Origin of the sequence: Kitasatospora sp. NPDC002227, from assembly GCF_040296285.1 — a bacterium.
Classification (GTDB): Bacteria; Actinomycetota; Actinomycetes; order Streptomycetales; family Streptomycetaceae; genus Kitasatospora.
Window position 1 is genome coordinate 272,809 of record NZ_JBEOWY010000001.1, and the last position, 24,747, is coordinate 297,555.

The 24,747-nt window shown below is 72.5% G+C and carries 22 protein-coding genes; 7 read left to right on the forward strand and 15 right to left on the reverse strand.

What is annotated here, in order from left to right; genetic code table 11:
- Positions 1 to 36 precede the first annotated feature (36 nt).
- From ABT095_RS01170 to ABT095_RS01200, 7 genes are all read right to left on the reverse strand, one after another.
- Positions 37 to 1,038 (reverse strand): Acg family FMN-binding oxidoreductase, encoded by a 1,002-nt coding sequence (locus ABT095_RS01170; protein WP_350527127.1) that lies wholly within the window; start codon positions 1,036 to 1,038, stop codon positions 37 to 39.
- 205 nt (positions 1,039 to 1,243) lie between these two features.
- Positions 1,244 to 2,197, reverse strand: coding sequence for a zinc-dependent alcohol dehydrogenase family protein (locus ABT095_RS01175; RefSeq protein WP_350527128.1), 954 nt, complete (start codon positions 2,195 to 2,197; stop codon positions 1,244 to 1,246).
- Positions 2,194 to 2,550 (reverse strand): hypothetical protein, encoded by a 357-nt coding sequence (locus ABT095_RS01180; protein WP_350527129.1) that lies wholly within the window; start codon positions 2,548 to 2,550, stop codon positions 2,194 to 2,196. Before ABT095_RS01180 ends, ABT095_RS01175 begins: the two co-directional genes overlap by 4 nt.
- Positions 2,551 to 2,691: 141 nt before the next feature.
- Positions 2,692 to 3,504 carry a DUF2705 family protein gene (locus tag ABT095_RS01185; protein WP_350527130.1) on the reverse strand — a complete coding sequence of 271 codons (813 nt, stop codon included), beginning with the start codon at positions 3,502 to 3,504 and terminating at the stop codon, positions 2,692 to 2,694.
- Positions 3,501 to 4,508, reverse strand: coding sequence for an ABC transporter ATP-binding protein (locus tag ABT095_RS01190; protein ID WP_350527131.1), 1,008 nt, complete (start codon positions 4,506 to 4,508; stop codon positions 3,501 to 3,503). The genes ABT095_RS01185 and ABT095_RS01190 overlap by 4 nt, the downstream gene beginning before the upstream one ends.
- A 21-nt stretch (positions 4,509 to 4,529) precedes the next feature.
- Entirely contained in the window at positions 4,530 to 5,336 is an 807-nt protein-coding gene (locus ABT095_RS01195; RefSeq protein WP_350527132.1) for a universal stress protein, read from the reverse strand.
- A 40-nt stretch (positions 5,337 to 5,376) separates the two neighbouring features.
- Positions 5,377 to 7,761, reverse strand: coding sequence for a phosphoketolase family protein (locus tag ABT095_RS01200; RefSeq protein ID WP_350527133.1), 2,385 nt, complete (start codon positions 7,759 to 7,761; stop codon positions 5,377 to 5,379).
- 245 nt (positions 7,762 to 8,006) lie between these two features.
- Between ABT095_RS01200 and ABT095_RS01205 the strand changes: the two genes are divergently transcribed.
- The 3 genes from ABT095_RS01205 (at position 8,007) to ABT095_RS01215 (ending at position 13,174) form a co-directional block, all read left to right on the forward strand.
- The gene (locus ABT095_RS01205) at positions 8,007 to 9,596 is read left to right on the forward strand and encodes an oleate hydratase (protein ID WP_350527134.1); all 1,590 of its coding nucleotides are present in this window, start codon (positions 8,007 to 8,009) and stop codon (positions 9,594 to 9,596) included.
- 76 nt (positions 9,597 to 9,672) lie between these two features.
- The gene (locus ABT095_RS01210) at positions 9,673 to 10,527 is read left to right on the forward strand and encodes a universal stress protein (RefSeq protein WP_350527135.1); all 855 of its coding nucleotides are present in this window, start codon (positions 9,673 to 9,675) and stop codon (positions 10,525 to 10,527) included.
- 349 nt (positions 10,528 to 10,876) lie between these two features.
- Entirely contained in the window at positions 10,877 to 13,174 is a 2,298-nt protein-coding gene (locus tag ABT095_RS01215) for a DUF8189 domain-containing protein (RefSeq protein WP_350527136.1), read from the forward strand.
- 104 nt (positions 13,175 to 13,278) lie between these two features.
- On the opposite strand, the gene ABT095_RS01220 is transcribed toward ABT095_RS01215, so the two are convergent.
- From ABT095_RS01220 to ABT095_RS01240, 5 genes are read right to left on the reverse strand one after another with little or no spacing between them, the layout of a single operon-like run.
- Positions 13,279 to 14,007: a sigma 54 modulation/S30EA ribosomal C-terminal domain-containing protein gene (locus ABT095_RS01220; protein ID WP_350527137.1), complete on the reverse strand. Its 729-nt coding sequence runs from the start codon at positions 14,005 to 14,007 to the stop codon at positions 13,279 to 13,281.
- 22 nt (positions 14,008 to 14,029) lie between these two features.
- Entirely contained in the window at positions 14,030 to 15,010 is a 981-nt protein-coding gene (locus tag ABT095_RS01225; protein WP_350527138.1) for a carbamate kinase, read from the reverse strand.
- A gap of 2 nt (positions 15,011 to 15,012) precedes the next feature.
- Complete coding sequence (gene argF, locus ABT095_RS01230; RefSeq protein ID WP_350527139.1) at positions 15,013 to 16,017, reverse strand: ornithine carbamoyltransferase; 1,005 nt, start codon at positions 16,015 to 16,017, stop codon at positions 15,013 to 15,015.
- Positions 16,018 to 16,034: 17 nt separating this feature from the next.
- Positions 16,035 to 17,258, reverse strand: coding sequence for an arginine deiminase (locus ABT095_RS01235; RefSeq protein WP_350527140.1), 1,224 nt, complete (start codon positions 17,256 to 17,258; stop codon positions 16,035 to 16,037).
- A gap of 19 nt (positions 17,259 to 17,277) precedes the next feature.
- A complete protein-coding gene (locus tag ABT095_RS01240; protein WP_502884787.1) occupies positions 17,278 to 18,615 on the reverse strand; it encodes an amino acid permease in 1,338 nt (445 codons plus the stop codon).
- Positions 18,616 to 18,961: 346 nt separating this feature from the next.
- Between ABT095_RS01240 and ABT095_RS01245 the strand changes: the two genes are divergently transcribed.
- Together ABT095_RS01245 and ABT095_RS01250 are read left to right on the forward strand one after the other, a co-directional pair.
- Positions 18,962 to 19,615 (forward strand): Rv1733c family protein, encoded by a 654-nt coding sequence (locus tag ABT095_RS01245; protein WP_350527142.1) that lies wholly within the window; start codon positions 18,962 to 18,964, stop codon positions 19,613 to 19,615.
- Positions 19,616 to 19,720: 105 nt separating this feature from the next.
- A complete protein-coding gene (locus ABT095_RS01250; protein WP_350527143.1) occupies positions 19,721 to 20,419 on the forward strand; it encodes a response regulator in 699 nt (232 codons plus the stop codon).
- Between the two features lie 358 nt (positions 20,420 to 20,777).
- Here the strand turns inward: ABT095_RS01250 and ABT095_RS01255 are convergent, their stop codons facing one another.
- The 3 genes from ABT095_RS01255 to ABT095_RS01260 all read right to left on the reverse strand — a co-directional run bounded on the left by ABT095_RS01255 (position 20,778) and on the right by ABT095_RS01260 (position 23,490).
- Positions 20,778 to 22,490, reverse strand: a complete 1,713-nt coding sequence (locus ABT095_RS01255; RefSeq protein ID WP_350527144.1) for a GAF domain-containing sensor histidine kinase — start codon at positions 22,488 to 22,490, stop codon at positions 20,778 to 20,780.
- Positions 22,491 to 22,840: 350 nt separating this feature from the next.
- Complete coding sequence (locus ABT095_RS38815) at positions 22,841 to 22,927, reverse strand: DUF8821 family protein (RefSeq protein WP_502884788.1); 87 nt, start codon at positions 22,925 to 22,927, stop codon at positions 22,841 to 22,843.
- A gap of 35 nt (positions 22,928 to 22,962) precedes the next feature.
- Positions 22,963 to 23,490: a DUF3995 domain-containing protein gene (locus ABT095_RS01260; protein ID WP_350527145.1), complete on the reverse strand. Its 528-nt coding sequence runs from the start codon at positions 23,488 to 23,490 to the stop codon at positions 22,963 to 22,965.
- 171 nt (positions 23,491 to 23,661) lie between these two features.
- Here ABT095_RS01260 and ABT095_RS01265 point away from each other — a divergent pair, with 171 nt between their 5' ends.
- Both ABT095_RS01265 and ABT095_RS01270 read left to right on the forward strand, forming a co-directional pair.
- Entirely contained in the window at positions 23,662 to 24,168 is a 507-nt protein-coding gene (locus ABT095_RS01265) for an RNA polymerase sigma factor (protein WP_350527146.1), read from the forward strand.
- Positions 24,156 to 24,650, forward strand: a complete 495-nt coding sequence (locus ABT095_RS01270) for an SRPBCC family protein (RefSeq protein ID WP_350527147.1) — start codon at positions 24,156 to 24,158, stop codon at positions 24,648 to 24,650. Before ABT095_RS01265 ends, ABT095_RS01270 begins: the two co-directional genes overlap by 13 nt.
- The last annotated feature ends 97 nt before the right edge of the window (positions 24,651 to 24,747 follow it).

Consider the following 24,747-nt stretch of genomic DNA (forward strand, 5'->3'; position numbering starts at 1 on the left):
CGTCCTCTGTCGGCAGTGTCCCAGCACAACCCGAGGTCAGCCCTCGCCCCCCGCATGCGAACCGGTCCCGCTGAGGTCGAGGATCTCGTCCACCGCGCGGCGCGGCGTCGGCGATCCAGGCGGCCCGTACCCCAACCGGACGATCATCTGGACGTGTCCGGGGCCCTCTGCGGTGTCGCGCAGCCGCCAGCGGGTCTCTGGCCACTCGACGGCCTGGTGCAGAACCGAGGCCCGGACGCCGTGGAGGGTGGCCAGCAGCCAGACCCGCTCGAGGGCCTGGCCGGCCCGCAGCCAGTCCACCGGGCGATCCCCGTGCGTACTTATCAGCGCCAGCTGGGGCAGCGCCTCGAAGCGCTGGGTCGGGCGGGCCGGGCTCGGTGGCCGGCCCGAGAAGCTGCGCATCGGCACCCGGGCGTCGTGGTCCAGCGGGCCGAGGGCTTCAGCGGGGATGCCGTCGGTCGCGGGGGCCTCAAGTCGGAGCCAGGCCCGGGTCTCGGCCTGCCGCACGACGTCGGCGGCGATGCGGCTCTCGGCCTCTGCCGTGAGGCTCATGACCCGTCGCGCCTCAGCCTCCTCCAACACCGCCAGCTGCGTGTTCTCCGCGGCGGCTGCCTGGATGAGCACCCCGAGCACGGCTTCCGGGACGTCCCGGTTGGCGAAGGGCTCGCGGCTGGAGTGGCGCTGCGCGATCGCCCCGTACAGCTCGGGGCTCTCCGCCGGTCCCGCCTCGGTGAAGTCGAGCGCGGCGAGCAGCTCCGGCTCCTCCGGCTCCGGGCAGAGCCGGACGTCGGCGCTCCACCCGAGGTGGCTGGCTGCCACCCGTAGGTTGTACAGCGCCGCGCCGACGGAGACGTGCAGGGCACGTCCGTCCGGATCGGCGACGGGCACCGCGCGGCTCTCGTCGGCATAGACCAGCAGGCCGCGCCGGTCCGTGGCCGGACGGAAGCGCCAAGGCTGGCTGTTGTGCAGCGACGGCGCGGCGCCCCCGGCGGCGGCCAGCAGGCGGAGGTCTGCCTCCGTCAGCGTACGGTCGGTCATGATGGCACTCCTTGTCCTGGCGATCCTGCCCGTCCAGGGACCCTGGCCTCGGGCTGTCGTCCGCACGGATCCCGGTCGCAGCACCGGCTCCCGCTGTGCTGTCCTCATCGTGCGCCGCGTCGGCGCCCCACGCCGAGGGCCCTCCGTCCCCTGCGCGGGGCGGTCCGGCCCCAGGCCGCAGGGCCGGTCGGGCCCCGCGCGGCAGTCACCCGCCCGGGTCGGCGACCAGCACCGCGACACCGGTGATCCGGTCGGCCGCAAGGTCCGCCAGCGCCTCCGGCGCGGCCGCTATCGGGTACCGGCGCACGTGCACGACCGGCCGGTGCGCGGCCGCTTCGGCGAGGTAGGCCAGGCCGTCGGCCCGGGTGTTGGCGGTGACACTGCGCAGGGTGCGCTCCTGGAACAGGTGCCGCTGGTAGTCGAGCACGGGGATGTCGGTGAGGTGGATGCCCGCGACGGCGAGGGTGCCCCCACGGTCGAGTGCGGCGAGCGCGACGGGGACGAGGTCACCCACGGGGGCGAACAGGACTGCTGCGTCGAGCGGTTCCGGCGGATGGTCGTACGCGCCCCGGGCAGAGGCGGCACCGAGGTCGAGCGCCAGCTGCCGGGCCTCCTCGGCTCGGGTGAGCACGTGCACGGTGGGCCCGCGAGCAAGCGCAAGTTGGGCGGTGAGGTGCGCGGAGGCGCCGAAGCCGTAGATCCCGAGGCGCCCGCCGGCCGGCAGCTGCGCCCGCTCCAGGGCCCGGTAGCCGATGATCCCGGCGCACAGCAGCGGGGCGAGTTCCTCGGCGGGCGGCCCCTCGGGCAGGCGGTAGGCGAAGCGGGCGTCGGCGACGGTGTGCCCGGCGTAGCCACCGTGCCGGTCCCAGCCGGTGTAGCGGGAGTCCGGGCACAGGTTCTCCCGACCGGAACGGCAGTAGCGGCACTCGCCGCACGTCCCGGCGAGCCAGGCGACGCCGACCCGGTCGCCGCGAGCGAAGCCGTCTACCTCCGCACCGACCTCCCTGACCCGTCCGACCACCTCATGGCCGGGCGTGCAGTGCGGCACGTGCGGTGCGAGATCGCCCTCGGCCAGATGGAGATCGGTACAGCAGACGCCGCAGGCCTCCACTTCGATCAGCAGATCATGGCCTCCGACCTGCTCCAGCGGGCGGCTCACCCGGCGATGACCCCGGCCGGTGCGGGCGGCGAGTTGATCCGGGCGAAGAAGGCGGGGTGCCCGTTCCCGGTCGGGTACGGGGCGATCCGGTCCCGTACGAAGTCCAGCACCTCGCCCAGCTCCCCGGCGCGTCCGGCGAGGTGTCCCTCGCGCAGCCGGGCCCGCTGCCGCGCGGGCATCGGACGGGTCACCGGGCCGGCCGGCAGTTCGCTCAGGTACTGCGAAACCCACTCGGCCGCTGCCGCTAACTCGTCCCGCAGCACCTTCGGGGGAACCGCCGGGGGCGGCTGGTCCGGCGGCAGGAAGGTTTCGTCGGGCTGGCTCGAGCGGGGTTCGGTCAGGCGGTGGGACATGGGGACACGTGGGCCTTTCGTCGTCTCGGGGCCCCACCGGTCAGCCCGGCGAAGCCATGATCGTAACGAGCGGCCCTGTCGGGCGACACGCGGACGAGCGCAGGTCGAACGGGCGGTCCGAACCTTCCGCAGGGGATCAGATCAGCCGCGCCAGCCGCCCTGGGCGATGTCGCGGCGGCTGAAACCGTGGATCCCGATCGCGGCGAAGGCCAGGCCGACCCCGGCCAGCAGCGCGCAGTGGGTCCACTGGACGCCGTTGACCAGCGGCTCACCACCCAGGTACCAGTGGAACGGGGAGAAGTACTGGGTCCAGTGCAGGCCGTTGATCTGCGGGAGGAAGGAGTCGCACAGGTAGGCAACGACGGTCAGGTAGGCCCCGCCGACGATCGCGTAGGTGCGGCGCCCGGTCCAGGCACCGATGCCGAAAGCGATCGAGGCGAAGCAGCAGCCGAACAGGACGAGCTGGAGGACCATGGCGGCCAGGTTCGCCATGCCCAGGTCGGTGAACCCGGCCGGCACCCGGATGGCCAGTTCGACGAGCAGCAGAACCGCTCCGGCCAGCAGGATCGCGGCCAGTACCGCGAGCCACCGGGACACCGCCAGCTGTACCCGCCCGACCGGGTGGGCCAGCACCAGGTCGAGCGTCCCGGCCTCCTCGTCGCCCGCGATCGCTCTGGCGCCGGCCGAGACGGCGAAGACGGCCAGCAGGATCGGGACGAGCAGCCCGAAGACCGTCGATCCGAAGTAGCCCGCCACCGTGCCGTAGTCCTGGAGGTGGAACGCGTCGCGCAGGGCCTTGGGGAAGGAGTCGATCGCGGTGGCCAGACCCGAGTTCCCGCCCATGACCGGCCACATCGAGGAGTACATGGCCGCGACCGCGGTGATCGACAGCGCCCACCCCAGGAAAGCGCGCCGACTGTCCGTCAGGTACTTCCGCAGGACGGTGCTGTTCACGATGCCTGGCCCTTCGTTCCGGTCCCGTGAGGACCGGTCCCGTGAGGACCGGTCCCGTGAGGACCGGTCCCGTGAGGACCGGTCCCGTGGGGACCGTGCTCGTAGAAGGTGAAGAAGATCTCCTCCAGCTCCGGTTCCTCGGCCAGCAGACTGGTCGCCTCGAACCGGGCGGTGGCCTTGAGCAGGGGGTCGGGGCTGCCGGTGAGGATCGCCCGCAGCACGCTGCCGCCGTCGGCCGTCGCGGTCACGGCGACGTTCTGCAGCCCGGGCAGCCGGTCGAAGACTGAGATGTCGATCTTCGAGGCGAAGGCGATCTCGATCGTCCGGTGAGCCGACTGACGCAGCCTCTCGACGTCCGCGACGGTGACCAGTTCGCCTTCCCGGATGATGCCGACCCGCCGGCAGGTCTGCTGCACCTCGCTCAGCACGTGCGAGGACATGAAGACGGTCTGACCGTTGCCGCCCGCCTCCTGGACCATCTCGACGAACCGCTGCTGCAGAAACGGGTCCAGACCGCTGGTCGGCTCGTCCAGGACGAGCAGCTCCGGGGTGTGCATGAACGCCTGGACGACACCGATCTTCTGCCGGTTGCCCTTCGACAGGGTGCCGATCCGGCGGCTCAGGTCCAGGTCGAGGCGCTCGGCCAGTTCGGTGATCCGGGCGGCCGGGACGCCACCGCGCAGCTCGCCGAGGTAGGTCAGTGCCTCGTGTCCGGTCTGGCGGCCGTCGATCCGGAAGTCACCGGCCAGGTAGCCGATCCGTCCACGTGTCTTCGTGCTGTCGCGCGGGTCGGCACCCAGGATGCGCAGCGACCCGGAGGTGGGCCGGATCAGGTCGAGCAGGAGGCGGATCATGGTGGTCTTCCCGGCTCCGTTGGGGCCGAGGAAGCCGAACACCTGGCCGTGCGGCACGGCGAGGTCGAGGCCGGCCAGGGCGGTCTTGCCGGTGCGGGCGTTGCCGTACCGCTTGACCAGCCCGGTGGCTTCGATGGCGAAGTCGGTCATCGCCTCTCCCCTCTCTCCCGCTCAGGCACCGGGGACGACCGCCACGGGGCAGCCGGCGTGGTGCAGGACGGCGTGGGCCACCGGCCCGAGGGCGCCGGCCCGGTCCGCCGGGCGGCGGCCGAGAATCACCAGCCGGGCCTTCGCGGACGCCTCCACCAGTACCTGCCCCGGCCCGGCGCTCTCGATGTCCGCGACGACCTGCACCTCGGGGTGGGTGGCTCGCCAGGGCTCCAGGACCTGGGCGAGCAGCACGCCCTCACTGCCCCGGTCCTCGGGCGGCGGCACGACACCGGCGTACACGGCCCGAAGCGGCAGGCCGTACCGCAGGGCGGCGTCGAAGGCGAACCCGATCGCCGCCTCGGCGGGGCGCCGGGCATCCACTCCGATCACCACCTCCTCCCGCGGCTGCGGGCCCGGCGGCTCCGGCGGGACCACCACCGTGGGGCAGCCCGCCCGGGCGGCGATGTGCAGGACCGTGGCCCCGACCCGCAGCTCCGGGAAGCCGCCGCTCCCGCGCGCCCCCAGCACCAGCAGGTCGGCGTCCTCGGCGGCCGCGACCAGCGCCGAGGTGGCGACGTCGTGGACCTCCTCGGTACGTACCGCCAGCTGTGGGTGACGCACCGCCAGGACGTGCCGAACCTCGTGGAGCAGGTCGCCGCCTGCGGGCCGGGGTTGCGCGCACCAGCTGGCGAGCAGGTGCGGCATCAGGGGCAGGGCGTGCAGGACGCGCAGCGGGCGGTCGCGGAGCAGTGCCTCGTGAGCGGCCCACTCGGCGGCGGCCAGACTGGCCTCGGAGCCGTCGACCCCGATCGTGACGGGCAGGTGCATGGTGATCGTCTCCCTCTGGCCGGCTCCCGGCGGCGGTGGGTCAGCTGCCCGGGATCCAGTCCGTGATCTCGGGCAGGTCGGTGCCGTGCTCGCGGATCCAGTCGTGGTGGCGCAGCCGCTGGTCGGCCATCTGCTGGCGGACGGTGGCGGCACGGACGCCGAGGCCGGGGACGCGGTCGATGACGTCCATGACCAGGCGGTAGCGGTCGAGGTCGTTGCGGACCACCATGTCGAACGGCGTGGTGGTGGTGCCGGACTCCTTGTAGCCGCGCACGTGCAGGTGCGGGTGGACGGTGCGGCGGTAGGCGAGGCGGTGGATAAGCCACGGGTAGCCGTGGTAGGCGAAGATCACCGGCTTGTCGCGGGTGAAGAGCGCGTCGAACTCGGTGTCGGGCATGCCGTGCGGGTGCTCCTCGGCGGGCATCAGCCGGGCGATGTCGACGACGTTGACCACCCGCACCACGAGGTCGGGCAGGTGACGGCGCAGCAGTTCGGCGGCGGCGATCACCTCCTGGGTGGGGACGTCGCCGGCGCAGGCGAGCACCACGTCGGGCTCGAGGCCGCCGTGGTCGGTGCCGGCCCACTCCCAGATCCCGGCACCGCGGGCGCAGTGGGCGCGGGCCTGGTCGAGGGTCAGCCAGTCGAAGCAGGGCTGCTTCCCGGCGACGACGACGTTGACGTAGTCGCGGCTGCGCAGGACGTGGTCGGCGGTGGCCAGCAGGGTGTTGGTGTCCGGGGGGAAGTAGACCCGCACGGCCTCGGGACTCTTGTTGAGGACGTGGTCGACGAAGCCCGGGTCCTGGTGGGAGAAGCCGTTGTGGTCCTGGCGCCAGACGTGTGAGGTGAGCAGGTAGTTGAGCGAGGCGATCGGGGCGCGCCAGGGGATCTGCCGGGTGGTGCGCAGCCACTTGATGTGCTGGTTGACCATCGAGTCGACGATGTGGACGAACGCTTCGTAGCAGGAGAACAGGCCGTGGCGGCCGGTGAGCAGGTAGCCCTCCAGCCAGCCCTGGCAGGTGTGTTCGGAGAGGATCTCCATGACCCGGCCGTCGTGCGCGAGGTGTTCGTCGGTGGGCAGCGTGGCGGCCTGCCAGGCCTTGCCGGTGGCGGCGTAGACGGCCTGGAGCCGGTTGGAGGCGGTCTCGTCCGGTCCGACCAGGCGGAAGTCACGGTGCTCTGCGGTGTCGGCCATCACCTGTTCGAGCAGGTCGCCGAGCACGCGGGTGGGTTCGTGCAGGGTGGCACCCGGCTTGTCGACCGGTACGGCGTACCGCTCCAGCTCGGGCACCGGCAGCTCACGCAGCAGCAGGCCGCCGTTGGCGTGCGGGTTGGCGCCGAGCCGGCGGAGGCCCTGCGGGACGCAGGCCATGACCTGCTCGGTGGGCCTCCCGCGCTCGTCGAAGAGCTCCTCCGGCCGGTACGAGCGCAGCCAGGCCTCCAGCTGTGCGAGGTGCTCGGGGTCGTCGCGGACCTGGTCGAGCGGGACTTGGTGAGCGCGCCACGTGCCCTCGACGGGCAGGCCGTCGACCTCGGCGGGGCCGGTCCAGCCCTTGGGGGTCCGCAGGACGATCACCGGCCAGTGCGGGCGCCGGGTGGAGCCGTCGGTGCGGGCCTCGTACTGGATGGCGGCAATCCGGTCGAGGGCGGTGTCCATGGCCTCGGCCATGGCCCGGTGGACCTCCTGCGGATCGGCGCCGGTGACGTACAGCGGGAGGTGGCCGTAGCCGCGCAGCAGGGCGTCGAGTTCGGCCTCGGGCAGCCGGGAGAGCACGGTCGGGTTGGCGATCTTCCAGCCGTTCAGGTGCAGGATCGGCAGGACGGCCCCGTCGTGCACCGGGTCGAGGAACTTGTTGCCGTGCCAGGAGGCGGCCAGCGGGCCGGTCTCGGCCTCGCCGTCGCCGATCACGCAGGCGACCAGCAGATCCGGGTTGTCCAGCGCGGCGCCGTAGGCGTGCGAGAGCGCGTAGCCGAGCTCGCCGCCCTCGTGGATCGAGCCCGGGGTCTCGGGGGCGACGTGGCTGGGCACCCCGCCGGGGAAGGAGAACTGCCGGAACAGCTTCGCCATGCCCTCGGCGTCCCGGGTGACGGACGGGTAGGTGTCGGTGTAGCTGCCGTCCAGCCAGGAGCCGGCCAACACCGCCGGGCCACCGTGTCCCGGGCCCCAGACGCAGATGGCGTCCAGGTCGCGCCCGGAGATCACCCGGTTGAGGTGGGTGTGCACGAGGTTGAGGCCGGGCGAGGTGCCCCAGTGGCCGAGCAGGCGCGGCTTGATGTGCTCCGGTGCCAGCGGCTCGCGCAGCAGCGGGTTGGCCAGCAGGTAGATCTGTCCGGCGGCCAGGTAGTTGGCAGCGCGCCAGTGCGCGTCCAGCTCCCTGAGCTCGCGCTCGGACGGTGTGCCGGGGGCCGTGCTCGGGGTGCCGGACATAGCGGCGCTCTCCCTCGGGTTCGGTACGACGTCGGTGGTGGGCCACGCTCATCGTCGCCCGGCCAGCGCCCGTCGGCACAGGGCCGACCGGGGCACGACGCTTCGCCCCGGAGCGGGACCTACGGCCCCACCGAGGTGGGCTGCCCGCCCCTGCCACCGGGGCGCCGGACGCCGGAAGCTGGCGGAGCCTGCGGGACAGCGCAGGTGCGCCGCCCTGGCGCGTACCTCCTACGGTTGGACGGACCATGATCGACAGCGGGCGGGAATCGAAGGCCTACCTGGTCGGCGGCGGCATCGCCTCGCTCGCCGCCGCCGCCTTCCTGATCCGCGACGGCGGCTTCCCCGGCGAGAACATCACCATCCTTGAGCGGCTGCCGCTCCCCGGCGGCTCCCTCGACGGGAGCGGCTCGGCCGAGCAGGCGTACGTGACCCGGGGCGGGCGGATGCTGGAGGACGAGGCGTACACCTGCCTGTGGGACTTGCTGGAGACCGTCCCCACCCTGGACGACGAGAACGTCTCGGTCCGTGAGGAGACCACCGACTTCAACCGCCGCTGGCCCACCGACGCCAAGGCCCGGCTGATCGACCGCGACCACCGCATCCTGGACGCCTCACAGCTCGGCCTCGACAACCACGACCGGCTCGAACTGGCCCGGCTGCTCGTCCTGCCCGAGTCGGTGATCGGTGCCCGCCGGATCGACGAGTTCTTCTCCGAGCACTTCTTCGCCACCGATTTCTGGACGATGTGGCGCACCACCTTCGCCTTCCAGAACTGGCACAGCGCGATCGAGCTCAAGCGCTACTTCCTGCGCTTCCTCCAGGAGTTCCCGCGGATCCACACCCTGGCCGGCGTGCGCCGCACCCGCCTCAACCAGTACGACTCCATCGTCCGGCCGATCGTCGCGTGGCTGACCGACCGAGGTGTGCACTTCGAGCACGGAGTCACCGTCACCGACGTCGACTTCACCGAGCAGAGCGGCATCCGCCGTGCCCGGCGGCTGCACCTGGAGCGCTCGGGCGGCCCGGCCACCGTGGAACTCGCCGAGCTGGACCTGGCGTTCATCACCCTCGGCTCGATGACGGCCGACGCGGCGCTCGGCGGCGACGACACCGTCCCCGAGCTGATCCGCGACAAGCGCGACGGCAGCTGGACGCTCTGGGAGACGCTCTCCCGCAAGGCACCGGACTTCGGCCGCCCCGCCGTCTTCAACGGCAACATCGCCGAAGGAGCCTGGGAGTCGTTCACCCTCACCATGCACAGCCCCGCGCTGCTCAAGCGGATCGAGGAGTTCTCCGGCAACGTGCCCGGCACCGGGGCCCTGATGACGTTCAAGGATTCGCCCTGGCTGCTGTCGGTCGTCGTCCCGCGCCCGCCGCACTTCGCCGGCCAGCCCGACGGCGTGTTCACCCTGTGGGGCTACGGCCTGTTCCTCGACTCCCCCGGCGACCACACCGGCAAGGCGATGGCCGAGTGCACCGGGCGGGAGATCCTCACCGAACTGCTCGGCCAGTTCGGCTTCGAGGACATCGCCGACGAGGTGCACAGCACCACCACCGTCACCACCGTGATGATGCCGTACATCACCAGCCAGTTCGCCCGCCGGGACGACCGCGACCGGCCGCGGGTGATCCCGCACGGTGCACGGAACTTCGCCTTCCTCGGCCAGTACGTGGAGATCCCCGAGGACGTGGTGTTCACCGTCGAGTACTCGGTACGCGGCGCCATGCACGCCGTCCACCAGCTTCTCGGCCTCGACCTGCCAGTCCCGCCGGTCCACCACGCCCTGACCGACCCGGCCGCCGTCCTGAACGCACTGCGCACCGCCCTCGGCTGAGCGGCCTGCCAGGCCGCCCGATCTCACTGGCCCGGCACCGGATACCCGGTGCCCCCTTCCTTCGAGAGGAACCCTGATGTCCGAGTACCTGCTGGCCGGGATCGACGGCTCGCCCGCAAGCACCGCCGCTGCCCGCTGGGCCGCCGACGAGGCCGTCCGCCGTGGGCTCGCGCTGCGACTGGTGCACGCCCAGACCTGGCGGGACGACCTCCACGCCGACCCTTCCCAGCCCACCGACGTACGCGCCCTGACGACCCGGATGCTGTCCGACGCGAAGGAGGAGGTCCAGGGCATGCACCCGGGCCTGGAGATCCGTGCCGAGCTGATCGGCGGCGGCGAACCGGCCGAGGTGCTGGCCGAGGCCGCCGCCAAGGCGGAGCTGCTCGTCCTCGGCTCCCGCGGGATCGGCGGCTTCGAGGGGCTGGCGGTCGGCTCCGTCGGCCTCGCCGTCGCCGGGCGCTGCGAGGTGCCCGTCGTACTGGTCCGGGCCGACGAGCCCACCGGGGACGAGGTGGTCGTCGGCATCGACACCCGTGCGCCCGCCGCCGACGTGATCGACTTCGCCTTCCGCGAGGCCGCACGCCGCCGGGCGGTGCTCCGCGCCGTCCACGGCTGGACCCCGCCGCCGGCCTGGGGCTACGCCGGCTGGGTGCCTCCGCTGGCCGAGGAGCGGCAGTTCCGTGCTCTGGAGGACGAACTGCTCAGCGACACGCTCGCCGTCTCGCGGGAGAAGTACCCCGAGGTCGTCGTGGTCGAGGACAACCGGGTCGGCAGCGGCTCCTCCGCCCTGGTGGACGCCGGCGCCGACGCGGCCCTCCTGGTGGTCGGACGGCGCCGCCGCCCCCACCACCTCGGGATGCGGCTCGGCCCGGTCGCCCACGCCGTGCTCCACCATGCACCCGCACCGGTGGCGGTCGTCCCGCACGACTGAGCAGGCGTCACCTCCCGAAGGCGGCGGTACCCGGTCCACCGGGTACCGCCGCCTTCGGCCGCGGCTCCTGTCCTGCCTGGTATCCGTACGCCAGGACCGGCAGGGCGGACGGAGGCGCCGCGCCCTGCGCCTGTCGCGGGCGCCGGTAGCGCGCGCCCACACGCCGGTGCGGTACGCCGTTCGGACTCATACGATCGGTCAGCCTGCTTATGACGCCGGCATGTTCACCGTCCTCGGAGCCGCTTCGCGTCCGTCTCGGGCGCCCCGCGCGGTCCCGGACTCCCTGGGAGGTCTGCTCGTGCCTGGACTCCTCGACCCCCGACCCCACCGCCCCCGGCGCCGACGAGGCGTGCGTGCGCTGCTGGCCGCCGCGCTGACCGCCGCCGGGCTGGTACCGCTCCTCCTCGCACCGCCCGCCGAGGCGGCGGCCGCGTCGGGAGCCCCGGTCGTGGCCACCTCCGGAGACGGCACCACGACGGTGTTCGTCCGCGCCGGCAACAACACCCTGTACCGACGCGACCGTGACCCCGCCACCGGCGCGTGGGGCGACTGGACGAGCACCGGGGGTGTGACCAACGGCGACCCGGGGGTCGGCCGCCGCCTGGACGGCCGGCTGGAGGTCTTCGCCCATCGCAGCAGCGGCGACCTGTGGCACCAGACCTGGGGAAAGGGCGGCTGGGGCCCCTGGGGCGACCTGGGCACCCCGCCCGGCACCACTGTCGTGGGCACACCGGTCCTGGTGAGCGACGACAACACCGCCACCTCCGCCAACGCCGGCGGCCAGCTCCAGGGCAACACCGACGGCCGCCTGGAACTCTTCGTCCGCGGCGCGGACAATGCGATCTGGCACTGCGCCCAGCTGGCGCCCAACGGCCAGTTCTGGAGCGACTGGGAGAAGCTGGCCGGCGGCCCGTGGGCCGGCAACCCGGCGGCCGTCGTCACCGGCTCCGGCCGTATCGCCCTGGCCGCCCGTACCCAGGACGGACACCTGGAAGCGACCGCCCAGGCGATGCCCGGCACCCAGCAGACCCCGCTGCCCACCGGCAACTGGGCCACCTGGACCGACCTCGGCTCCGGCTGGACCAGCGACCCCGCCCTGGCCGCCAACACGTACAGCGCCCTCGCCTCGGCGACCGGCACCCAGAGCACCGGCACCCTGCTCCAGGTCTTCGCCAACCACGCCGACAACCACCCGTGGACCATGGCCCAGTCCGTGCCCGGCACCACCGCCGCCCCGGCCGGGACTTGGGACACCGGCCACTCCTACGACCTCGGCCTGGGCCTCGCCGGCCCGCCCCAGGTCGCCAAGAGCGACGACGGGCGCCTGTCGGTCTTCGGCCTCACCACCAACCACGTGGTCAACTTCCGCTCCCAGACCCAGACCCTCACCCCCGGCACCAACGCCACCGGCATCTGGAACGGCCCGCACACCCCGCTCGCCAACCTCAAGGCGCACTCCTTCGCCGTCACGCGCACCGCCACCGGCGCGTTCACCGTCCTCGCCGTCCAGACGAACAGCAGCAAACTCTTCGCCCGCGACCAGCTCGCCGCCGGCACCGACAAATCCCCGCCGGGCATCTGGCTCCCCTGGCACGACCTCGCCAAGATCGGCTCCGGGAGCTGCGCCGGGCCGGGCTCCCTGGCCTGCCTCGACATCACCAACACCGACCTGAACCTCGCCCTCGACCTCAAGACCCCGACGGACACGGCGACCCGGCTCACCCGCGCCACCCCCGACACCGCGTCCGCCACCCAGCGCTGGTCACTCAAACCCGTGACCGGCACCACCGACGGCACGTTCATGATCGCCAACAAGAACGGCGAGTGCGTGGCCGAGCAGACCGAGGTCATCGGCCCCTGGCACCTGCGCCTGGGCGACTGCGGCACCGACGGCTACCTCACCAAGTGGTACCTCGAACCGGTGACCACCACCGCCACCGAGAGGCCGATCCACTACCGCATCCACCAGGCCGGCAAGAGTGCCGGCCAGGACTACTGCCTCACCGCCCTCCAGAACGGCGAGACCAACCACGACGTCGCCCTGGTCGAGCGGGTCAACTGCGGTGACGGCAACGCCAACCACAAGCAGACCTGGAGCCTCGGCCGGCACAACGCCACCTCCCCGGGCGTGCTCGACCTCGCCCTCCAGCACGCCGCCGCCGCGTGCGCCACGGACAAGACCAACAACACTTGCACCTTCCAGGACACCACCCTCCCGGCGCCCTACAACGCGCCCGGCTGCGTGACCGGCGACATCCTGTACAACCAGAGCCCCGACAGCAACGCCACCTACTCCACCAGCTGGGCCCATCTGACCGGCTCGCAGTGGTCGGTCGCCGACGCCCTGACCATCAAGTTCTCGGACACCTTCTCCAACCAGTTCACCCTCAGCCACACCTGGATCGACCAGGACACCACCACCAGGACCGCCTCCATCACCGTGCCCCCCGGCAAGTTCGGCTGGCTGGAGTACGCCCCGCTGGCCCGCGAGACCATCGGCTACTGGAAGATCACCCTGGCCGGGTACAGCTACACCGTCCCCGGCCACAACCTCTCCTACGCCAAGGACAACACCGGCGGCCTGTCCGCCCTGATCATCACCCACACCGCCACCGAGCCCCCCACCAACGCCACCTGCAAGCAGTAGCCCCCGTCCCGGAACGGCACGAGCCGGGGACGGATCCTCCGTCCCCGGCTCGGCACCCCTGGCCCGGCCTGCCCCCACAGCCGGCCGGACCGTCTCCGTGCCCCCTACTGCACGGGAGTGATGAGGCCGTAGTGGCCGTCGTACCGGTGGTACAGCACATTGCCCCGGCCGGTGGCACGGTCGGTGAAGAACACGAACGCCAGACCGCTCAGGTCGAGGCTCGCGACCGCGTCGGTGACGTCGAGCTCGGGGACACCCCGGCCACCGGCCGTCGGCCCGGCCACGGCATAGCGGTGGCCGCCGGTCTCGCGGGCACGGTAGACCACGGCTTCGCGGCCGGTCTCGGCGTCCGTGAAGAGGTGGAAGTCGTAGTCCATCGCCTCCAGTTCGGACGCCGCCGCTTCGGCGCTCTGCCGGGCCAGGCTGTAGCTCTTGTGGCGGACGATCCGCCGGGCCTCGGCGCTGCGAACGAGCCGCTGCGGCCGGTGCTCGTCGCTGTGACGGCGCTCGCCGTGCCGACGGTCGCGGGCCCGGGCGAGGCGCGCGGTGAGCCGGTCCTGGAGCAGGTCGACGGCCTCCTGCATGGTCGCGGCGGCGACGTGCGCCCGTACCGGCCGACCGTTGAGATCAACCGTGGCCTGGGCCAGCGAGGGCTTGGCCACCGCGTGGTTGGCCTCCTGGGTGAGCTTCACCCTGGCCGCGAGGACGGGCTCGTCCAGCCGCTCGAGGACGGCCAGCAGCTTGCCCCTCGCGTACTCGGGCGCGGCCGAGGAGACCTCACCCCTGGTCTCCACCACGATCTCGGTGGCGGTCCGGTTCTGCAGACGGTTCATCGGAGTTCCCTTCCCAGTGGTCTCAGCCTGCCTCGGCCCGGTGCACCGGGCCGAGGGCCGAAGGTCCCGACGGCAGGGCCTTGGGGCCCGGGCCGCGCCGGACGGTCGTGCCGGTGGTGCCGAGGATCGTGCCGAGGGCGTCGTCGAGCGGGCCGATCGCGGCCAGGCCGCCCGTGTGCTCGGAGAAGGCTGCGGCCGCTTCCGCCTTGGGCCGCATCGAACCGGCCGGGAGTTGCAGAGCGCGAAGCTGCTCAGGGGTGGTCTCGGTGATCGCACCGGGGTGGGCGGAGCCGAACCGGGTGAACACGTGGGTGACGTCGGTGAGGATCAACAGCGCGTCGGCGTCCAGCTGTTCGGCGAGCAGGACGGCCGTGGAGTCCTTGTCGACGACCGCCTCCACCCCGCGCATCCGGCCGGTGTCGTGGTCTCGGGTGACCGGCACTCCCCCGCCCCCGGCGGCGATCACCACCGTGCCGGCGGCCAACAGGGCCCGGATGGCCGGCACTTCGAGGATCGCGGTGGGCCTGGGCGAGGGCACGACCCGGCGCAGGTGCGCCCCGTCCCGGGCGCAGGTCCAGCCGCGCTCGAGCTCCAGCATCCTGGCCCGGTGCTCGGTGAGCCGGGGGCCGACGAACTTGTCGGGGCGCTGGAACGCGGGGTCGTGCGGGTCGACCTCGGTGTGGGTGATCAGGGCGGTGACGGCCCGCCCAGGCAAGCGCTGCACGAGTTCACGCACCAGCAGGGTGCCGATCATGCCCTGGGTCTGGGCGCCGAGGACGTCCAGCGGGTAGGGCACGGTCAGGTCGGGGTCGGCGGCGCTCTCCTGGGCTAGCAGCCCGACCTGCGGGCCGTTTCCGTGTGTGATGACCAACTCGTGTCCAGCGAAGACGAGTTCGGCCAGCGAACGGGCAGCCTCGTGGACATGGTGCTGCTGGACGGCGGCGTCGGGCTGCTCACCCCGCCGGAGCAGGGCGTTCCCGCCGAGGGCGGCGACGATGCGCATGGTCAGTCCCTCCCCAGGGTTGCGACCAGGATCGCCTTGATGGTGTGCATCCGGTTCTCGGCCTGCTCGAAGACGAGGGAGGCCGGTGATTCGAAGACCTCGTCGGTGACTTCGAGGCCGTCCAGCCCGTACTGCCCGGCGAGTTCGGCGCCGAGGTCGGTACGGCGGTCATGGAGCGCGGGCAGGCAGTGCAGGAAGGCGGTGTCGGGGTTGCCGGTGGCCGCGAGGGTCCCGGCGCTCACCTGGTACGGGAGCAGCTGGGCGATCCGCTCCTTCCAGCGCTCGTGGTCCTCACCCATGGACACCCACACATCCGTGTAGAGGTAGTCCGCGCCGCGCACGGCCTCTTCGACCCGGTCGGTGAGGGTGAAGCGCGCGCCGCTCTCCACGCCGAGCAGCAGGCACTCGGAGACCAGGAGCGGGTCCGGCCACAGCTCGCGCGGGGCGGCGACGCGGACGTCCATGCCGAGCAGACTTCCCATCACCAGCAGGGAGTTGGCGGTGTTGTTGCGAGCGTCGCCGAGGTAGCAGAAGGAGATCTGCTCCAGCGGCTTCCCGCTGTGCTCGCGCATGGTGAAGACGTCGCACAGGCTCTGGGTGGGGTGGCACTCGTCGGTCAGGCCGTTGTAGACGGGCACCCCGGCGTGGGCGGCGAGTCCGGTCACGGTCTCCTGGGCGAAGCCCCGGTACTCGATGCCGTCGTACAGCCGGCCGAGCACCCGGGCGGTGTCGGCCACCGACTCCTTGTGGCCGAGGTGCGAGCTGTCGGGGCCGAGGTACGTGGTGGTGGCCCCCTGGTCGGCGGCGGCGACCTCGAAGGCGCAGCGGGTGCGGGTGGAGTTCTTCTCGAAGATCAGGGCGAGGCGCCGGCCGGTGAGCCGGGGCGTCTCCGTCCCGGCCTTGCGAGCGGCCTTCAACTCGGCGGCGAGGTCGAGCAGGTGGCGGATCTCGGCGGCGGTGAAGTCCAGCTCGCGCAGGTAGTGGCGGCCGTGCAGGTCGATAGTCATATCGCTCTCCTGGATGGTCAGTTGGCGGGGTCACGCTGGATCGGGCAGCTCATACAGCGCGGGCCGCCACGGCCCCGGCCGAGCTCGGAGCCCGCGATCGTGACGATCTCGATTCCTTGGCGGCGCAGGTGGGTGTTGGTGGTGGTGTTGCGCTCGTAGCCGACGACCACGCCGGGTTCGAGGGCGAGGAAGTTGGAGCCGTCGTCCCACTGCTCACGCTCGGCGGCGCGCAGGTCCTGTTCGGCGGAGAGGAAGCGGACCTTGTCGGTGCCGAGAGCCTCGGCCAGTGCGGCGCCGAGGTCGGGCTCGGGGGTGACGTCGAAGCCGGTCTCCCGCTCGGGAGCGGGCGTGAGCGACCAGCAGCGCAGCGAGTCGGCCAGGCCGGGGTAGAGCGCGAACGCGTCGCGGTCGATCATCGTCAGGACGGTGTCGAGGTGCATGAAGGCGCGGGTCTCGGGCAGCCGGACGGCGAGCACCCGGTGCGCCGCCCTGGTCGTGAAGAGCTGCTGGGTGAGCAGCTCGACGGCCTGCGCGGTGGTGCGCTCGCCCATGCCGACCATGACCACGCCCGGGGCGAGCACGTGCACGTCCCCGCCCTCCAGGCTCAGCCCGGGGGCCGTGGTGGTGCCGTCCAGCAGCGCCGGCGGGGCTTGCGCGAACAGCGGGTGGAAGCGGTAGATCGTGGCGGTGTGCAGCGTCTCGCGACGGCGGGCGGGCTTCGCCATCGGGTTGAGGCTGTAACGACCGCCGATCCAGCAGGAGTTGTCGCGGGGGAAGAGGTGGTTGGGCAGCGGCGGCAGGGCGAAGTCCTGCGCACCGAGGGTGTGCCAGGCCAGGCTGTGCGGGTCGCGCAGCGGCAGGTCCTCGCGCAGCACACCGCCGATCAGGTACTCGGCGAGCGTGCTGCCGTCGAGTTGCTCGCACAGCTCCCGGACCGGCTCGACCAGGGCGGCCCCGACGGTGGCGGGGGTGACGACCTGGCCGAGCAGCCAGGCCCGGGCGGGCGGCAGCGCCAGGGTCTCGGCGAGCAACTCCGCGTAGTGGTGGACGCGTACGCCGTGGTCGCGCAGCACCTGCGCGAAGGCGTCGTGCTCCTCGCGGGCCCGCTTGGCCCACAGGATGTCGTCGAAGAGCAGCTCGTCGACGTTGCGAGGGGTGAGCCGGGCGAGTTCCAGGCCCGGGCGGTGCAGGATCACCTGGCGCAGCCGCCCGGCTTCGGAGTCGACTCGGAGGGTGGACATGATCGGTGCTCCTCGGGGGTCAGTGCTGGTGGCGCGGGGTCAGCGCGCGCCGGAGGATGGTCGGCAGGCCCACCGGTCGGGGGGTCGCGGGCTGAGGCTGCGGGTGCGGGCGCTTGACCCAGACGTAGACCGGCACTCCGAGCAGGATGGCGAACAGGCCGTAGTAGACGGTCTGGTAGCCGCTGCCCTGGATCGACCAGTAAGTGAAGGCCAGGGCGAGGAGGGTGACGATGACGTCCCGGGCCAGGCGTCGGCGGTCGAGCCGCTCGCGGCCGTGCTGGACCAGCCAGTGCAGTTGGGCGGCGACCGCGGCCAGGTACGGGATGACGGCGGTGAGCACGCTCAGCAGCACGATCTCGGTGAAGACCCGGGTGAAGCGGGTGTAGCTGACCACGGTGAGCGCCGAGGCCAGAGCGGTCGACGCGAGGATGCCGAAGGCCGGTACCTCGGCTCGGCCGCGGACCTTGGTGAAGGCGGCCGGGAAGAGGCCGTCGCGGGCGGCGGCCATCGGCATCTCGGCGCAGATCATCGTCCAGCCGTTGAGAGCACCCAGCCCGGAGACGATCGCGGCCACCGCGACCAGGTCGCCGGCCCAGTGGCCGCCCGCGACCGCGTTCATCGCGTCGGTGAACGGTGCCGTGGAGGAGCCGAGTCGGGCGTGCGGGACGGTGCCGAAGACGGCCAGGGTACCCAGCAGGTAGAGCCCGGCACAGGCCAGCGTGCCGTACACGGTCGCCTTCGGCACGTTGCGCTGCGGGTCGCGGACCCGCCCCGCGGCCACCGAGGCGGTCTCCAGGCCTATGTAGCTGAACAGCGCGATCGCCCCCGCCGCCGAGACGGCGCCCAGCGCCGAACCCCCGCTCGCGTTGAAGGCACCGAAGTTGCCGGACTTCACGAACAGCAGTCCGACCGTGCCCATGAAGGCCAGCGGCAGGAACTTCAACACCGTGGTCACGACCTGGAACGCCCCGATGGCCCGGACGCCGCTCAGGTTGACGAGCGCCGGCAGCCACAGCCCCGCCAACGCGATCAACACCGAACCCCCGGTGTGGTGACCCTTGTTGACGAACACCTCGACGTATCCGACCCACGCGACCACGATGGCGGCGTTGCCCGCCCAGGCAGTGATCCAGTACGACCAGGCGGTCAGGAATCCGGCGAACTCACCGAATGCCTCCCGGGCGTAGACGTACGGGCCACCGCTGCCCGGCACCCGCTCCGACAGTCGCCCGAAGGTGACGGCCAGTGCGAGGGCGCCGATCGTCACGAGGCCGAGCGCCACCAGCGCGACGGGCCCGTACGGTGCGAGCGCCGACGGGAGCGCGAACACTCCGGTCCCGATGACGCTGCCGACCACCAGCGCGGTCGCCGTCGGCAGGCCGAAGTCGCGGCCCCTCCTCGACGGTCCGTCATCGGCTTCGCTCCGGTGGGGGCCTCCACTGTCGTGCACGGACATCACGCGCTCCTCTGCGATGTGCTCGGGGAGACGGACGGACCTCGGTACGGCCCGTCGCTCACGGTGAAGATCCTCCGGCCGCGGACCGGTGCTCTCCCAGGGACGGACGGCCCTGTTCCGGGCCGCCGGGAGTCCCGACCTGGGGCCCCGGTCGGCCCCTGTGCCCCTCGTTCCGCCGTCGGCAGAGTGCTTCCTGCGCAGGCAGTGAGCTGCCTCCCCGTCAGCCCCCTAACCCAGAGGACCCCCGATGTCCCACGCATTCCGCGCCCTTCCCGTCCGCCCCTGGCGGCGTCACCTGCGCCGGGCCCTCGGCGCCGAGCGAAACGACCTCGCCCGGCCGCTGGACCGTGCCCGCAGTCGCGCGTTGCTGGTCAGTGCACTCGCGGTCCTCGCGGCAGCCCTCCTCGGCGCCGCCTCCGCGTGGGCCGATCTCAGCTCGGCCGAGCGACACGCTTCCGCCGCAGCGCCCCACGTGCACCGCCTCGACGCCGTCCTGCTCACCCCGGCCCGACCCACGACCGGCAGCAGCTCCGCCGCGTTGACCAGCCGTTACCAGGCCGATGCGGCATGGACCTATCCCGTCGGACAGCGCAACGTCGGCACCGTGAAGCTGGCCTGGCAAGCCGGGACGGGCACCACCGTCGGTATCTGGGTCGGCGACGCCGGCAAGCTCGTCGCCGCGCCTCCCAACAGTGCCGGGATGGTCTCCGACGCGGTCTTCGGCGGTCTGTTCGTCCTCGGCGGCCTGTCCGCCCTTGCCGGTTGCGGTCTCGGTCTCCGCCTGAACCACCTGAACCGACGGGCCGACGCGGCCTGGCAGCGCGCCTGGGCCGGCCAGGAACCGGTGTGGACCGGACGCGCTGCCCGCAAGCCCGGCAACGGCGACTCCCCACTCGGCTGAGCCGAATAGGGCCGACCGGCCCTGGTGCGATCACCGCCGCACCAGGCAGACTGCCCTGGATTTCGTCCGCCCACCACGGCGGCGACCCGGAGCTACGGAGAAGTCATGGCGGACAGCACAGCGACCGAGGGCAGCACCCCGATCAAGGTGTTCCTGCTGGACGACCATGAGGTCGTCCGCCGCGGCGTGCACGACCTGCTGGACGCCGAACCCGACCTGACCGTGGTCGGCGAGGCCGCGACCGTCGAGCAGGCCCTCGCCCGCGTCCCCGCACTGCGCCCCGACGTCGCCATCCTTGACATGCGACTGCCCGACGGCGACGGCGTGACGGTCTGCCGCGAGCTTCGCTCCAAGCTGCCCGAACTCGCCTGCCTGATCCTCACCTCCTTCGACGACGAGGAGGCCCTGCTCGACGCCATCATGGCCGGCGCCGCCGGGTACGTCCTCAAGCAGATCAGCGGTACCGACCTGGTCTCCGCCGTCCGCACGGTGGCCGGCGGGCAGTCCCTGCTCGACCCTGGCGCCACCACCCGCCTGATGGCCCGCCTGCGCGGCGACGCGAACCCGCCCGCTCCCGACTTCCCGCAACTCACCGACCGGGAAAGGGAGATCCTCACCCTGATCGGCGAAGGGCTGACCAACCGCCAGATCGGCGAGCGCCTCTACCTCGCCGAGAAGACCGTCAAGAACCACATCTCCCGGCTGCTCGCCAAGCTCGGCGTCGAGCGCCGCGTCCAGGCCGCCGTCATCGCCACCCAGACCCTGGCCGCCCACGACCACACCACAGGCCGACTCGTCCGCTGAGACCCCGGCGCCGGCAGGCCGGACCCACCGGCCAACGGCTCTGCCCTGCCTGCCGGACCAGAGCGAGCATCGATGCCATGACACCTGACACCACGTCGCTGGATGAGTCCTCCAGGCGGTCACCGGCGCACTCGTCGCCTTCCAGGCCGACGAGGTCAGCGCGACCGACGGCAGCGGCTGGAGCGTCACCGTGCTCGGCAGGGCAGAGCAGACCGAAGACCTCCCAGCGGCTGAGCAGGACGGCCCGGACCCGCAGGGGCTCGGCCAGGTCACCGTCCGGATCCGCTCCGATCGGGTCACCGGCCGGCTTCTGCCCGCCACGCTCCGTCAGCCGGACTGACCGTCCCCCAGCCTCCGGTCAGCCGCCCAGCGGCGCCGACCACTCCAGCCGCGAGCCACCGTCCGGCGGGCACGACAGCTCCATTCCGCCGCCGAGGCTCTCCGCCCGCTCCGCCATGTTCTGCAGACCGCTGCGCCGCCCCTGCGCCGGAATGCCGACGCCGTCGTCCTGCACGACGAGCACCACCTGAGTGCCGGTCGCCCTGAGCGACACCTCCACCCGGCCGGCGCGGGCGTGCCGTGCGGCATTGCTCAGCGCCTCCGCCAACACCGCGACCACGTGATCGGCCGCCGCGACCGGGACATCGGTGTCCAGCAGGCCCTCCATGCTCAACCGGGGCGCGAACCCCAGCGCGGGCTGCGCCTCCTCGACCAGCCTGACCACGCGGGAGCGCAGCCCCTGGGCGGTCGACTCGTCCCGGGCCCGGAGGCCGAAGATGGTCGATCGGATGATCTTGATGGTCTCGTCCAGGTCACCGACCGCCCGCAGCACGCGGTCCGACGCACCGGGGTGCTCCACCAGCCGGGCAGCGCTCTGCAGCGTCATCCCGGTGGCGAACAGCCGCTGGATGGCCAGGTCGTGCAGATCCCGGGCGATCCGGTCGCGGTCCTCCAGCATCGCCAGCTGCTCAGCGTCGCGCCGCCGCTCGGCCAGCTCCAGCGCCAGCGCCGCCTGGTCGGCGAACCCCAGCAACGGACCGATCTCGCGCTCGGTGAACGGCAGCTCCCCGGCCCGCCGCGCCAGCAGCAGCACGCCCTCGATCTGACCGTCCACCCTCCCCAGCGGCACTGCCACCGCAGCCCCGAGGCCGTCGAACCGGCGCGACCCGCCCGACCACCGGGGATCACCAGCCAGATCCGCCACCGTCACCGGTTCGGCCTTCGCCACGGCCTCGCCCGACAACGTGCCGTCCACCGGAACGACCAGTCCCAGCCGCTCCGCCTGCTCCCCGCCGAGCGCCAACTCCACCCGCAGCGAGCCGGTGCCGGCCACCGGTACCGACACGTCAGCCAGCTCCGCCCCGGTGATCTCGCGGGCCCGCTGCGCGATCAGCTCCACCACCTCGGAGCGCGAACTCCCCGACAGCAGCCCGCGCGTGATCTCCCCACTGGCCCGCAGCCAGGCCTGCTGGCGCTGCGCCTCCTCGTACAGGCGAGCGTTGTCGATCGCCACCCCGGCGGCCACCGCCAGGGTCTCGATCACCGACTCGTCGTCGGCGTCGAACTCCTCGCCGCCCCGCTTGTCGGTCAGGTAGAGGTTGCCGAACACCTCCTCGCGCACCCGCACGGGCACACCGAGGAAGGTCCGCATCACCGGGTGGTGCGCCGGGCAGCCGTACGAGGCGGGGTGCTCCGACAGGCTCTCCAGCCGAAGCACCTCGGGGTGGCGGATCAGCTCGCCCAGCAACCCCCGGCCGGTCGGGTACGGGCCGATCTCGGCGATCTCCTCGGGTGACAGACCGACCGTCAGGAACTCCGAGAGCGTCTCGCCGTCCGGGCTGATCACACCCAGCGCCGCGTACTCGGAGTCCACCAGCGCCGCCGCGGCTTCCACGATCCGCCGCAGCACCTGGGTCAGGTCCAGCTCCCGCCCCACCGACAGGACGGCCTCCAGCAGACTGTGGACCCTGTCCCGGGTGCCGCGCGCGGCGTCGATCCGCGCCTGCAGCTCCTCCAACAGCTCGTCCAACCGCAGCTGCGGCAGACGCGACCGAACCTCGCCCTCGCCCACCGGAGCCCTCCTCGTCACAACGCCACTGACGGGCCGATTCTCGCAGACGGCCACCCGACCGCCACCAGCCCCGAGCCGCAGCCGTCCAGTCTGTCTCCGCACCCATGCGGGTGTCATGAACGCGGGAGATCCGTGGAGCGACTGCCACGGCCCGGGTACGGAAAGCTGACGTTGCGCCAGAAGGCTCCCGGCGCGGCACGCTACTGGACATCTACGCAGGTCAGAGCATGATTTCAGATCGTCGCCCACCTGGGTGGTGCTCGCGTGATGGCGCAACTGGCGGCCGAACCTTCTCACTTCTCTCGACGCTCCCAGGTCTGTAGGATCTGCTCATCGGATCGGTCGACGTACTAGTTCTTGAGATACCGCGCCTCGTTCGCTCGCAGCCCCGCCAGCCGCTCGGCCACCGGAGAGGACTCCAGACCGACGGTGGACACCTTCTCGAGCAGCTCGAGCGTGCCGATGCCGGTGATCAGCGGGCTGTCCAGCGGACAGGCCGGCGCCGGGCTGAGGTTCGGGCGGCCCTGGAACTCGACCGGCGCGATGAGCTCGCCGTCGAGGACGCCACCTGCCAGGCCGCCCGGGCCAGCAGCAGGCAGAGCGGGGTGTAGAGCAGCAGGTTGAGCCAGTAGAACGTGTCACCCGGATCCGCCCAGGCGCCGGTCACCCAGACCAGCCCCGCCGCGCCGCGCGCGAGCAGCCCGCCGGCCACCGCCCGGCTCCCCCACCGGGGCAGCGCGGCGGGCAGCCGCCGGGCCAGGCCGGGCAGTCGGCCACCGCGGGCCAGCACCAGGGCCGCGCCCGAGAGGAGCATCCCCGCGAGCGGGACCAGGCTCTGCGGGGTGAACGGCACCTGGGTGTTCAGCACCAGCTGCGAGAGCCGCTCGGTGCCCTCCACCGGCCAGGTCCGTCCGGTGGCCCAGTACAGGTGGATCAGACCGTCCACCGCCAGCACCGCGCCGACCGCGGTGGCCTTGCGGCCGATGTTCGCCGAGTTCATGCCGTCACCTCAGGGAGTGTCAGGACGTTTGGACACCCCCAGGAGCACCCCGGTGCCCGATCCGTTCCTGTGACGAGGAACACTGCGTCCGGCCCGGATCCGGTGGGAACCTTTCGCCGCCCCGGGCCCTCCACCCACGGACCCTTGTCACCGATCGACGGAGAGAGCCCCATGCAGGAGCCACCACCCGGCCTCGCCGAGCTGGTCCGGGCCGCCCAGGGCGGTGACCAGCTCGCGGTCGGCCGGCTGCTGGACCTGGTCACCCCGTACGTCCGCCGCCTGTGCGGCCCGATCGCGCTGGACGACGGCGCGGACGCGACCCAGGAGGCGCTCATCGTGGTCTTCCGCAAGCTGCGTCAACTCCAGGAGCCCGAGGCGCTGTTCGGCTGGGTCCGGGCCATCGCGGTGCGTGAGGCGGTGCGCTGCGCCACCCGCGCCGCGCGGGCCCGGCCGGCCGAGCTCGGCGAGCTGCCGGCGCCGGGCGACCCCCAACTCGCCGCGGACATCCGCGACGTGCTCCACCGGCTCTCCCCCGAGCACCGCGCCGTGCTGGTGCTGCGCGACTTGGAGGGGCTGGACGAACGACAGACCGCGCGACTGCTCGCGGTCGCCCCCGGGACGGTCAAGTCCCGGCTCTCGCGGGCCCGACTCAGCTTCCGGAAGGCATGGCAGCAGTGACCGAGAACCCGAGGCCCGAGTGGCCAGTCGCCGACTTCGACCCCGTCCGCCGGCTGCACGTGATCGCCGCCACCGCCACCGGCGCCGCCCGGATCGGCGAGACCGTCCTGGACGCGCCCTTCGAGCGGGTCTGGGCCCTGGCCCAGGACCTGGAGCGCACCATGCCGCTCTGGATCCCCGACGTCCGCACCGTCCAGCTCGGCGCCCCGGAGCCGGACGGCACCCTCCGGGCCCGGATCCACGGGCACACCCGGCTGCGCGCGACTTTCGGGATCGACCTCGCACCCGGCTGGTGCCTGATGCAGAGCCGCCTCGTGCTCGGCGGCATGGCAGCCCGCCCCGAGACCGACCGGACCACCCGGTTCGCCTTCCTCGGCGGCCTGCGCTTTCGCGGCGCGCGCCTGCTGGCCCCCGCCCTGCGCCCCTTCACGGGTGACCCGCTGGCCCGGTTCGCGGCCCTCCTCCACGAGGAGTCGCCCTGAGCCGCCGTCACGCTCGGTGGACCTTGACAGGCCGCGCGGCCGCGGCGCCTACTGGACATGAGGAACGGGCAGTTCTTCAACTTCGCCATTCCCCCGC